The organism is Amycolatopsis sp. MtRt-6 (assembly GCF_017308975.1).
Taxonomy (GTDB): domain Bacteria; phylum Actinomycetota; class Actinomycetes; order Mycobacteriales; family Pseudonocardiaceae; genus Amycolatopsis.
Genome location: NZ_JADWPD010000002.1, coordinates 66,889 through 78,638, shown reverse-complemented (window position 1 = coordinate 78,638; position 11,750 = coordinate 66,889). Strand labels below are relative to the sequence as shown.

Sequence of the window (11,750 nt, the reverse complement as noted above, 5' to 3'; positions counted from 1 at the left end):
GGTCGCCGACGGTGTACACGGCACTGACCGCAACCTGGTCCGCAGGAGTCGCACCCGACCGTGCCTGAGCGTCGGCGGAGCTGACCCCTCCGCCTTGATGGGCCAGGGCAACTGCGGCGGCGCCCAGCATGGCGGACGCACTGCGGACAGATGTGAACACGACGCCTCCTGCTGGAAAAGATCTGCGTTGTCACGCAGTCGCAGTGTCCTCCTGCCGGTAGTGACTTACCATCGGATCGACTGGATTCACTCGATGGAGAGTGCCGTCTGATTTCACCCTTCTCGGTAAACCTCCACCTTTTCCGGGAGCTGGAGGACGGCTTCTCCCACGGTTCGTCAAGATCGGCAATCGCCGCGTCGCGGGCATCCTGTCGGCTCAGTGTGCGTACCTGCGGCGGTGAAGTACCGCAGGGACGGCCTCCGCGCGGCGGCGGCCCGACGGCCGGGCACCACTTCGGGTGACGGCCGCCTTGCCGTCGATCGAGCGGCGATATATCGTGCGAGTGTCGCCGATACGATTTGGGAGGACATCATGGAGATGAGCGCGGGAGCGGGCCGGATCTTCGCCGGGTTCGGGCACCACGGCCTGGGGCACGCCGGGCACGACGAGCTGCCGGACGCTCGGCACGCCGGGTTCGGACATGGCCACTTCGGGCGTGAGCACGGCGTGCCGGGTCACGAGGACTGGGAAGACGGGCCCGAGCTGGCGCGCGGCTTCCCGCCACCACCGCCCCGTCCGCCGCACCCGCCGCAGCCCCCGGGGGGACCGGGTGCCTTCGGCTTCCCGGGCGGCCCGGGTTCATTCGGCGGGCCGGGCGGCTGGTTCGGCGGCGGCGGAGCGTTCCAGCGGGTACGCGAGTTCCGCGGCGGCGGCCGCCCACCGGCTCGTCCGGTGCGGCCGGCGGTGCTGGCGCTGCTGGCCGAGGAGCCGATGCACGGCTACCAGCTGATGCAGGAGATCCGCCGCCGCACGCGCGACCGCTGGCGGCCCAGCCCGGGCTCGGTGTACCCGATCCTGCAGCAGCTGGAGGACGAAGGCCTGGTCCACACGGTCGAGACGGCCGGTCGCCGGGTCGCGGAACTGACCGACGCGGGCCGCGAGCACGTGGCGGGCCGCGAGGAGGAGTTCGCCGCCCTGTGGGAGGAACCCGCGGAGGAGCCGGGCGCCGACCGCTTCGCGGCGCTGTGGCACGCGCTGGGCGAGCTGTCCGGGGCGGCCGCGCAGGTGGGGTACAGCGGGAACGAGGCCCAGGTCGCGGAGGTGAAGAAGATCCTGGCGGACGCCCGCCGCCGGGTGTACGCGGTGCTGGCCGACGCGGGCCTGGAGGAAGAGGACGCCTGACGGCGGGCCACCGGCTGGATCGTCCACATCGGACGGTCCAGCCGGCGGGTATCCTTCCGCCATGCAGGAGAAGGACTTCGCCGCCCACCTGACCGCCACCATGACCGGCAGCGCCCTCACCATGCTCCTCGGTGTCGGCCACCGCACCGGCCTGCTCGCCGCCGCCGCGCGGGGGCCCGCCACCAGTGCCGGCCTCGCCGAACGCGCGCAACTCCGAGAACGCTACGTCCGCGAATGGCTCGGCGCCATGGTCACCGGCGGCATCTTCACCTACGACGGCCGCGAATACACCCTCCCGCCCGAACACGCCAAGTTCCTGCTGGGCGAAACCGCGGCGAACCTGATGCCGTCACTGCTGACCCTGTCCGCCTTCACGGGCATCCTGCCCGACCTCGAACGCGCGTTCGGCGAAGGCGGCGGCGTCCCGAGATCGGCCTACGGCCCCCACCTCGAAACCCTCGGCGCGAAAACCGGCGACAGCTGGAAGCACATCTACCGCGAGCACCTCGTCGACGGCTTCTTCGGCGCCGTCCCCGGCCTGAAGGAACGGCTGGCCGCCGGCGCGCGCGTCCTCGACCTCGGCTGCGGTACGGGGAACGCCATCGCCGTCGCCGCCCGCGCCTTTCCCGCCTCCCGCTTCACCGGCCTGGACATCAACGCGAGTGTCGTCGAACAGGCGCGAGAACACGGCCTCCCCAACACGGACTTCATCGTCGGGGACGCCGCCGAGCTGACCGCCGATCCGCCCTACGACGTCATCACCGCCTTCGACGCGATCCACGACCAGGACCGCCCGGACGTCGTGCTGCGGCGGATCCACGGCGCGCTTGCCCCGGACGGGCTGTTCTTCATGGTGGACACCAACTTCTCCAGCCACCTCGAACAGAACATCGGGAACCCGCTGGCGGCCCTCACCTACTCGATCAGCCTGATGTACTGCACGACGACGTCGCTGGCCGAAGGCGGCGCCGCGCTGGGTGCCGTGTGGGGCACCGAAAAGGCGTCGGAAATGCTCGCGGACGCGGGGTTCCGGCACGTCGACGTGCTCGAATCCCCGCGTCCACAGAACTGCATCTACGTCTGCCGGCCGTGACTCACTGCTGGTACGGCGCCGCCGCGGCCTTGGCGGCGGTGATGAACGCGCCCTTGTTCTTCGGCCAGAACGTGCTGTCCACGCAGGTGTAGCGCGGCAGGAACCCGCCGCACGTGCCGCTCGAGCTGCCGACCTCGAACGTCACGCTGGCGACGCCGAGCTCGCCGTAGGTGAAGTCGTCCGTGGTGCCGGTCGTGTCGTAGCCGACAGTCTCCTTGTTGGTGCCGACGAGGTAGCCGTTCGACGCCGCCATCTTCGCGCCGTACTTGCGGTACTGCGCGTCGTTCGGCGAGGTCGCCTGCGTGAAGCCCCACGGGATGATGATGTCGTTGCCGTAGCTGTGCAGCGTGATCATCGTGCCCGTGGCGGTCGACGGCGCCGGGTCGTTGTTGCCCGTGCCGCGCTGGTCCGGGAAGATCGCGCGGGCCAGCTTCTCCAGCGCCTGCACCTCGGGCTCGGAACCCGCGCTCACGCCCTGGTAGGTCTCGGAGCAGGCGGAGTTGGAGTCGCCGCCCCACTTGAACGTCGAGTTCCGGTTGAGGTCGACGCCGATGCTCGTGCCGGTGCAGCTGCCCCGGGAGTTGTTCGCGTTCTTGCGCTGCAGCTTCGGCGAGTTCCCGCCGGAGGCGACGATGTCGACGCCGTCGGGGTTGGCGATCGGCACCACCCACACCTCGGTGGTGTCCAAGATGGACTTCGCGGTCGCGTCGGTGGCGTAGCCGTCGGCGAGGTAATCGATCCAGCGCCAGGCGAGCTCGCCGGTCGACAGCTCACGGGCGTGGATCTGGCCCAGCAGGAGGAACTTCGGCTTCTTCGACGTCGTCGAGAGCGTGCAGTCGCCGGCCTGCTTCTTCGTCAGGCAGACGGCCTGGATGTCGTGGCCGCCCTGGCCCTTCGTCTTCTTCCACGACTGGCCGATCGTGTACTTCGTGGCCAGGTCGGGGTGCGCCGAGGCGACCTGAGCGAGGTGGTTCTCGTGCGCGGTGACGGTCCGGTACCCGCCGTAGTAGGTGTCCGCCGCCAGCCTGTTCGTGTCGGCGGGCAGTGCCTTGTAGACGGTGTCGAAGAACGAGGGCCGGTAGCCGAGCGCCCGCAGCTTCGCGGCGACAGCCCGCCCGCCGACGACGTTGACGCTGACGGCGTCGTCCCCTTCCTCGACGTCGAACCCGGCTTCGGTCAGCGCGTGCGCCTGCGCGGCGGTGGCCGGAACGCGCCAGAACACCGGCGTGTCCACGGCCGCCGCGGTGGCGGTGCCACCGAGCAGGGAGGTGAGCAGGACCCCGGTCGCCGCGAGGGCGAGCCGGGACAGGGACCTTGACGCCATCGGGTGATCTCCTCACGCAGCACGGATGGAGTCCGGTCGGAACCCGTGGTCACCGTACCGGCACGCACAGTGTGTCGGCCCGCCGCAATCGGGCCACACCCCCGAAAGTCGCGAAACCGGTCGAGCGCCCCAATGTGGCCTTCGGTGCGTTCAACGCACCGAAGGCCACCTTGGGGCGCTAGAAGCCGAACGCCGTGCAGCTCGCCGTCGCGGTCTTCGACGGGTCGCTCACCGAGGTCGCCGTCAGCTTCACCCTTGCCGCCAGGTCGCCGCCCTGGCTGCGCTTCGCGTAGGCCGGCACCTTCGCGTGGCCGCCGAACTTCGCCGTTGCCAGCTCGTTCGGGAGCCTGACCTCCCAGCCGCGGGCGTCCGTCGACACGCTCAAGCGGTACGTGTCCGTGTCGTACGGGGCCTTCGCGCCGCGGGCCGAGCCCGTGTTGAGCAGGCCGAAGTCGCAGGTGGCGAGGCCGCCGCGGGCGATGGCCGGGAGGGCCGGGGTCAGGGCCGCGCCGCGGGACTGGCTGCCCGCGCCGTCCAGGGACGCCACCGTCACCGTGTACGACAGGATGCCGCGGCGGTCCCTCGCCAGATCCGTGATCAGGAAGCGCAGGCGGTTCGCCTCGTCGGTGTACTCGTATGGGCTCGCCGCTTCGGTGCCCGCCTTGAACAGGGCGTCGTTGAGCTGGCGGTAGTCACCGATGGTGATCTTCACCGGCGTCCCGTCCGGCTTCGTGTAGTCGGTGATGCCGATGTCCTGCGGGTTCGCGTCGATCACCCAGTCGAACGGGGCGTTGTCCTTGTTCTTCGTCTTCGTGATCAGCACGCCCGAATCGGGCGTGAACGAGTCCGCGCCCATCCGGTCGACGACCTCGACCGTGTAGTTGTCGTAGCCGCCGCCGTCGCAGAACGGGTCCGTCGCCCGGTCGCACTTCGGCGCCTTGTCGCCGCCGGTGAGCTTGATGTTCAGGCCGGTGAACGCGCCCGGCTGCGCTTCGGTCTCGCGCGCGGTGAGCCGGACCGACACCGGGCCGGTCGACGCGAGCTCGTCGCGGTCGAGCTGCAGCACGTCCGCCGGGTCGATGATGCCGAGCTTCAGCTTGTTGCGCAGCTGGTGCTGGGCGCCCATCGAGCTGCCCTGCGTCGCCGGGATCTGCCAGCGCGTGTGCGGGCCGCCCGGCCCGTTGAACGTGCCGCGCGACAGCATGTCCCACGGCCCGCTGTAGGAGCGCGACGGCGGGTTCCCGAACGGGTTGTTGTAGTTGTCGCCGATGCCCAGGATGTGGCTGAACTCGTGGGCGTAGGTCGACTGCCCGGAGCTTTCGGCCTGCACCGAGCTGCCGTTCTGGGCGTTGGGCCAGATGCTGGCGGCCGACGCCCACGACGTCCACGGCACGTACCGCGTCGCCGCGTAGTTGGGCAGGTCGTGGTTCGGCGGGCCGAAGGCGTCGGGCACGTTCTCCTTCGTCCCGAACTTCATCTCGCCGAACTCCTGCCAGGTCGCGCTCTCGTCCTGGCCGGCGGAGAGGTAGAAGACGAAGTCGAACTGGTTCGCGGTGTCGCCGACGTCCGCGCGCCAGGCGTCGCCGGCGTCCTTGCGGATGTCGCGGGTGCAGTTCGCGCCGGGCGGGCAGGCGTTCGGCTGGAACTCCATGCCGTACTCGTAGGACTTCCCCGGCATCCGGTACGGCCCGAACGCGGTCAGCTGCACGCCGAACCGGCCGCCGGAGTCCTCCATCCAGTACTCGTTGATCGTGTGGCCGTTGTTGAGGGCGATGGGCTTGTTGAGGAAGTCCTCGTAGTACTGCGCGACGTCGTCGCGCGGGATGTTCGCGGCGGTGGGCGCGGGGTTGCCGAAGACGGTCGAGCGCGCGGGCCGCGTGACGACGAAGTCCTGGTCCGGGTAGTCGGCGAGGACGACGGCGCCCTTGAAGGTGCGCTGGGTCGGCTTGAGGTTCGGATCGGCCCAGTTCGTGCCGGGGATCTTCCGGTAGTCGGACCAGGTCATGTGGTCCTGGTTCTCCCAGCGGGCGGCGTCGATCGGGGCGGGCCAGCCACGGGTCAGCGGTTCCGCGGCGGCGGTCCCGGTCCCGACCCCGGTCAGGACGGTGACGGCGGCGAGCAGGGCGAGCGCTTTCGGGGTTCTGGGGCGCATGTGCGGCTCCTTCACTGGGAACCCACGGGGGTGGTGGTTCCCGAAGATCGACCGTATTGAGCCGCACTGCCGGAGTTCTGCCACGGCGGGAGGTTTACCCGCTTGCCCCACAACGAAAGTCTGGCCGGTTGTCAGTGCCGGGCGTCCGTTCCTGACGCCCGGCGAGGTGACCGGGTGGTGCACGGCGGTCGGGCCGGGCGTTGTGGACAAGTCCGGCGGCAGGCGCCGGGAGCGCCGGGAACTGTCGGTGGTCGCCGGTAGCGTGGAAGACGGGGGGCGCCCCCGAGGCGCCAAGCCGCGTTGGACCAAGCCGCGCCGAGCCGAGCCGAGCCGGGTGTGACGCGGCGAACGCCCCCGCAACCGGCGGGACTACCCTTGGCCCCCATGAGCGTGGTCTACGACTGCAGCAAGCGGGAGACCCGGGCCGACGGGCTCGCCGCCGCGGCCGGGGCCGTCCGGTCCAGCCGGCTGGTCGTCCTGCCGACCGACACCGTGTACGGCATCGGTGCCGATGCCTTCGACGCCGGTGCCGTCCAGGCGCTGCTGCGCGCCAAGAACCGCGGGCCGGACATGCCCGTCGGCGTGCTCGTCGGCTCCTGGTCCACTGTGGACGGCCTGGTGCTCGGCGTTCCGCCGCAGGCGCGCGCGCTCATCGAAGCCTTCTGGCCCGGCGACCTCTCCATCGTGCTGCCGCACGCGCCCAGCCTGCAGTGGAACCTCGGCGACGCCCGCGGCACCGTCATGCTCCGGATGCCGCTGCACCCCGTCGCCCTCGAGCTCCTTCGGGACGTCGGGCCGATGGCCGTCTCGAGTGCGAACGTCTCCGGGCGGCCGCCCGCCAGCACCGCGCAGGAGGCGCAGGAACAGCTCGGGGACTCCGTCGCGGTGTACCTCGACGGCGGGTCGAGCGGCGCGCCCGTCGCGTCGAGCATCGTGGACCTCACCGGCACCGAACCCGTCGTGCTGCGCGAGGGCGCGGTGGGCAAGGAAGCCATCGCGGAGGTGCTGGGTGTGCCCGCGGAATCGTTGGCGTGAAGCCGGATCACGACAAAAACCGCGGCACGATAGCGTGTCGCGGGTGACCCCGACCCCGCGAGCGTGACGTCCCCGTGCCGCCCACATCCGGTCTCCTCCCCATCCGGGAATACATCCTCGTCGCGCTGACCGCGACGGCCGTGACCTACCTGCTCACCGGCGTCGTCCGGCGGGTCGCGATCCGCGTCGGCGCGATCGCCAACCCCCGTGCCCGCGACGTCCACGTGGCCCCGATCCCGCGGATGGGCGGGGTCGGCATCTACCTCGGCGTCGCCGGCGCGATGGGCCTCGCCCACCAGCTGCCCGCGCTGTCGCACGGCTTCGACGCCTCCTTCGACTCGGTCGGCGTGCTGTTGGCGGCCGGTGTGATTTCCCTGATCGGCGCGCTCGACGACCGGTTCGAGCTGGACGCCTGGACGAAGCTGGCCGGCCAGGTCATGTGCGCCGGGATCCTCGTCATCTTCGGTGTGCAGTGGGTGTCGTTCTGGGTGCCGTGGGGCGGCACCGGCGGCTCGTTCGGCTCGGTGCTCGTGCTCGACAAGAACCAGGGCGCGCTGCTCACCGTCGTGATGGTCGTGGTCATGGTCAACGCGATGAACTTCGTCGACGGCCTCGACGGGCTGGCCGGCGGCCTCGGCTTCATCGCGGCCGCCGCCACGTGCTCGTTCTCCCTCGGCCTGCTCGACAGCTCCGGCGGCGACGTCGGCACCTACCCGCCCGCGCTGATCGCGGCCACCCTCGCCGGAGCCTGTCTGGGCTTCCTGCCCTACAACTTCCAGCCCGCGAAGATATTCATGGGCGACTCGGGCTCGATGATGATCGGCCTGATGCTCGCAGGCGCCACGACGTCGGCGTCCGGGCGTGTGCCGTACACGCAGTTCAGCGCCAAGGACGCCATCGCGCTGCTCTCGCCGCTCGTGGTCGTCGCGGCGGTGCTGTTCGTGCCGATGCTCGACCTGATCATGGCGGTGGTCCGCCGCACCCGCCGCGGCGAAAGCCCGTTCGCGGCCGACAAGATGCACCTCCACCACCGGCTGCTCGAGATCGGCCACTCCCAGCGCCGCGCGGTCATGCTGATCTACCTGTGGGCGGGTCTCCTCGCCTTCGGCGCGGTGTCGGTGACGCTGTTCGACGACGCCGCGGCGCTCTGGTTCATCGGGATCGGCCTGGTCTTCGCGGCGGTGGTCTCGGTCGTCCCGCGGCTGCGCTCGCGCAACCAGCCGGGCACCTGACCCGCCGGTGTCTCTACACTCGGGGTGGTAACCGAGCAGGGAGCCAGGTGTGAGCGAAGCCGAAACGCACGAGCAGGAGAACCCGCACGCCAAGGTGGTGCTGCAGGCGGCCCGCGCGATGACGAAGGCCTCGCTGCTGGTGACCCCGCCCGCGGTCCTGGTGTGCATCGCCCTGTTCAGCATCCTCAACGGCCTGCCCGGCTTCCTGGGCTCGCTCGTCGGCGGGGTGCTCGCGATGCTGGCGTCGCTGTCGACGCTGGGCATGATGAAGTTCAGCGCGGGGCAGGACCCGATGTTCGTCATGGTCATCGCCCTCGGCGGGTACGTCGTGAAGGTCGTACTGCTGTTCGGGGCGCTGACGCTGCTGAAGGGCGTCACCGCGCTGCACCCGATGTCGCTCGGCATCACGATGATCGTGGCGATCATGCTCGCCGCCGCGGCCGAGTTCGCCGCCTTCCGCAAGACGAAGATCCCGACGATCATCCCGTCCTGACGTCGTCCGTTTTGTCGTGGGCTTCCGTTACTCTTCGTGAACCGGGCTGCGGCCAGCTGAGTGTGACCGGGGCCACAAAAGTGCGCTTTCGTGCGCGGCTGCGAACAGTGACCGGGACCCCGCCGAGGCCGGTGCCTGCGACGTTCCGGACGCGGTCCCGGCTCGCGCCGGACCTGGGTCCCGGGACGACCCGGGACCTAAGTCCTGGGCTGATCGGTTGGTTAGGAGTACGCCTGTCCGGCACTGATTGACCTGCTGGTATGGTCCGCGTCAAGGGTGGCGGCCTCGACCGCGCACTCCCTCAGACGAACCGCGATCAGCAGTGTGGCGACCGTGTAGTTCCGCCTTCCGGCCGCTGGTCCGAAGTAGACCGCAGGGCAGTGTTCACACGAGACAACCCCGTGTGCAGAACGTGAAGCCGTGTTCGTCGCACAGTGGGGCAGCCGCCTCCGACGTCCCGATACGTATCGGGTACGTTAAGTCCAGATCGTGACGATTCCCCCGGCGGAGTGAACGCCGGCCGGGAGAACCGGAAGGAGCCCAGTGGGCGCGCTGGTATTGGCCGAGGGTGCGACGTTCGCGCCGCCCGGCGCCGAAAGCTTCATCTTGCCGCCGATTTTCGGCGCGGTCACCAAGCCGATGCTGCTCGTCGTGCTTTCGGTTGTCATCATCGCGGCGTACTTCCTGCTGGCGACTCGCAAGCTGCAGGTCGTCCCGGGCAAGGGGCAGTTCGTCGCCGAGTCGATCTACGACTTCAGCCGCAACAACATCGCGCGTGAGCAGATCGGCTCCAAAGACTTCAAGCCGTTCGTGCCGCTCGTTTTCGCATTGTTCACCTTCATCCTGGTGAACAACCTCTACGGGATCATCCCGCTCCTGCAGTTCCCGACCATGGCGCGGTTCGGTTTCCCGCTCGCCCTGGCGGTCCTCGTGGTTTACCCGGTGTACCACTACGTGGGCTTCAAACGGCACGGTTTCAAGGGGTACTTCAAGAAGGAACTCGCGCCGCCGGGTGTGCCCAAGCCGGTTCTGCCGCTGTTCGCGCTGATCGAGTTCGCGGAGAAGTTCCTCCTCAACCCGCTCACGCTCGCCATCCGTGTTTTCGCCGCCATGTTCGCGGGTCACCTGATCCTGGCGGTGTTCACCCTCGGCGGCACCTTCCTGCTGACCGAGACCTCGAGCTGGGCGCTGAAGCCGGTTTCCGTGGTGGCGTGGCTGTTCGCCATCGCGATGACGTTCCTCGAGGCCTTCATCCAGGTGCTGCAGGCCTACATCTTCGCCCTGCTGTCGGCCGGGTACATCGGCGCCGCGCTGGCGTCGGAGCACTGAGAACACAAGCCCCCGATCCACGCGAGCGCGTGGACCGAAGTGAAGGGAAATGCACGTGAGCAACATCGTTCTGGCCCAGGCCGCGGAGCAGGCCGTCAACATCAACCCCGGTCTCGCCGCCATCGGTTACGGCCTGGGCGCGATCGGCCCGGGCATCGGTGTGGGTCTGATCTTCGCCGCCGTCATCAACGGCACCGCGCGTCAGCCGGAGGCGCAGGGCAAGCTGCAGGGCATCGGCTTCTCGACCTTCGTTCTGACCGAGGTGCTCGCCCTGATCGGCATCGTCATCTACTTCATCGCCTCCGCAGGCTGAGTCGACGCTCATCTCGCTTAAGGAGACGCCGTGCTGAACAGTGCCTTGGTCCTCGCCGCAGAGGGCAAAGTTCACAACCCGATCATCCCCGACATCTCGGAGCTGATCCTCGGCATCGTCGCCTTCCTGATCCTGCTGTTCATCCTCAAGAAGTACGTCGTCCCTCGCTTCGAGGCCGCGTACGAAGAGCGTGCGCAGAAGATCGAGGGAGGCATCGAGAAGGCCGAGCGGGCCCAGGCCGAGGCCGAAGAGGCGCTGGCCAAGTACAAGGCCCAGCTGGCCGAGGCCCGTACCGAAGCCGCGAAGATCCGCGACGACGCCCGGCTCGAAGCCGAGCAGATCAAGGCGGAGCTGCGGGCCGAGGCGGAGGCCGAGTCCCAGCGCATCGTCGCCCAGGGCCAGGCCCAGCTGCAGGCCCAGAAGGCGCAGATCATCGCGGAGCTGCGGGCCGACATGGGCCGCAACGCCGTCGAGCTCGCCAGCCGGATCGTCGGCGAGTCGCTCGAGGACGAGGCGCGCCGCCGCGGCACCGTCGACCGGTTCCTGGCGGAGCTGGAGACCGCCGGTGCCTCCAACGGAGCGGGGAAGTAACCAGAGATGACGCTGCATGCTGCGAGCCGTGAAGCGCTCGGCCTCGCCGAGGAACGCCTCGGCGAGGTTCTGGCGGACGCGGGAGCCGACGCCGCCACGGTCGGCGACGAGCTGCTCTCGGTCGTCGACCTGCTGGACCGGGAAATCGGCCTGCGCCGGGCAGTGAGCGACGCCTCGGCGACGTCGGAGGCGCGCACCGCGCTGGTGCGCCGGCTGTTCGACGGCAAGCTGTCCGAACCGGCCCTGAAGGTGCTCGACGCCGTGGCGGGCAGCCGCTGGTCCAGCCCCCGCGAGCTGACCGACGGCCTCGAGTCGCTCGGCCGCTCGGCCCTGCTCACCTCGGCGGAGAAGACCGGGAATGTCGACACCGTCGAGTCCCAGCTCTTCCAGGTCGCGCGGGTCGTGGCCAACCACCCCGAGCTCGAGAAGGCGCTGTCGGACCTGACTGGTTCCGCCGACGCGAAGCGCACGCTGGTGCGCGGGCTGTTCGCCGACAAGGTGGACGTGGTCACCGAGACCCTCGTCGAGCAGGTCGTGCGCCGGGCCAAGGGCCGCGGCGTCGGCATCGGGCTCGACAAGCTGGTGAAGCTGGCCGCGGAGCGGCGTCAGCGCTCGGTGGCCTACGTGACCAGCGCGAACGCCCTGTCCGACGAGCAGGTCGCCCAGCTGGGCGCGAAGCTCGACGCCCTCTACGGGCGGCCGATCGCCCTGCACGTCGAGGTCGACCCCCGGCTCGGCGGCGGTCTCGTCGTCCGCGTCGGCGACGAGGTCATCGACGGGAGCGCGGCGGGGCAGCTCGCGGCGTTGCGCAGGCGGCTGGCCCGGGCATAGCCCCAGGTCACACAA

The 11,750-nt window shown here is 69.8% G+C and carries 11 protein-coding genes; 9 read left to right on the top strand and 2 right to left on the bottom strand.

Translation table 11 applies throughout. From position 1 onward, the window contains the following. Positions 1-532: 532 nt before the first annotated feature. Together I4Q55_RS04010 and I4Q55_RS04005 are read left to right on the top strand one after the other, a co-directional pair. The gene (locus I4Q55_RS04010; protein WP_206784637.1) at positions 533-1,342 is read left to right on the top strand and encodes a PadR family transcriptional regulator; all 810 of its coding nucleotides are present in this window, start codon (positions 533-535) and stop codon (positions 1,340-1,342) included. 61 nt (positions 1,343-1,403) lie between these two features. Beyond that, positions 1,404-2,435 carry a trans-aconitate 2-methyltransferase gene (locus I4Q55_RS04005; protein WP_206784636.1) on the top strand — a complete coding sequence of 344 codons (1,032 nt, stop codon included), beginning with the start codon at positions 1,404-1,406 and terminating at the stop codon, positions 2,433-2,435. Position 2,436: 1 nt separating this feature from the next. On the opposite strand, the gene I4Q55_RS04000 is transcribed toward I4Q55_RS04005, so the two are convergent. Continuing rightward, positions 2,437-3,759, bottom strand: coding sequence for a M14 family zinc carboxypeptidase (locus tag I4Q55_RS04000; RefSeq protein WP_206784635.1), 1,323 nt, complete (start codon positions 3,757-3,759; stop codon positions 2,437-2,439). Between the two features lie 178 nt (positions 3,760-3,937). Further along, positions 3,938-5,911, bottom strand: coding sequence for a M6 family metalloprotease domain-containing protein (locus I4Q55_RS03995; protein WP_206784634.1), 1,974 nt, complete (start codon positions 5,909-5,911; stop codon positions 3,938-3,940). Between the two features lie 384 nt (positions 5,912-6,295). Between I4Q55_RS03995 and I4Q55_RS03990 the strand changes: the two genes are divergently transcribed. From I4Q55_RS03990 to I4Q55_RS03960, 7 genes are all read left to right on the top strand, one after another. Beyond that, on the top strand, positions 6,296-6,946 hold the full coding sequence (locus I4Q55_RS03990; protein ID WP_091317420.1) for an L-threonylcarbamoyladenylate synthase: 651 nt from the start codon (positions 6,296-6,298) through the stop codon (positions 6,944-6,946). Positions 6,947-7,020: 74 nt separating this feature from the next. Beyond that, entirely contained in the window at positions 7,021-8,178 is a 1,158-nt protein-coding gene (locus I4Q55_RS03985) for a glycosyltransferase family 4 protein (RefSeq protein ID WP_206784633.1), read from the top strand. 49 nt (positions 8,179-8,227) lie between these two features. After that, positions 8,228-8,671, top strand: coding sequence for a hypothetical protein (locus I4Q55_RS03980; RefSeq protein WP_086840678.1), 444 nt, complete (start codon positions 8,228-8,230; stop codon positions 8,669-8,671). Positions 8,672-9,214: 543 nt separating this feature from the next. Continuing rightward, a complete protein-coding gene (gene atpB, locus I4Q55_RS03975) occupies positions 9,215-10,000 on the top strand; it encodes a F0F1 ATP synthase subunit A (RefSeq protein ID WP_206784632.1) in 786 nt (261 codons plus the stop codon). A gap of 55 nt (positions 10,001-10,055) precedes the next feature. Further along, a complete protein-coding gene (locus tag I4Q55_RS03970; protein ID WP_043777226.1) occupies positions 10,056-10,313 on the top strand; it encodes an ATP F0F1 synthase subunit C in 258 nt (85 codons plus the stop codon). 30 nt (positions 10,314-10,343) lie between these two features. After that, on the top strand, positions 10,344-10,904 hold the full coding sequence (locus I4Q55_RS03965) for a F0F1 ATP synthase subunit B (protein ID WP_206784631.1): 561 nt from the start codon (positions 10,344-10,346) through the stop codon (positions 10,902-10,904). Positions 10,905-10,910: 6 nt separating this feature from the next. Further along, positions 10,911-11,735 carry a F0F1 ATP synthase subunit delta gene (locus I4Q55_RS03960; RefSeq protein ID WP_206784630.1) on the top strand — a complete coding sequence of 275 codons (825 nt, stop codon included), beginning with the start codon at positions 10,911-10,913 and terminating at the stop codon, positions 11,733-11,735. Positions 11,736-11,750: the final 15 nt, after the last annotated feature.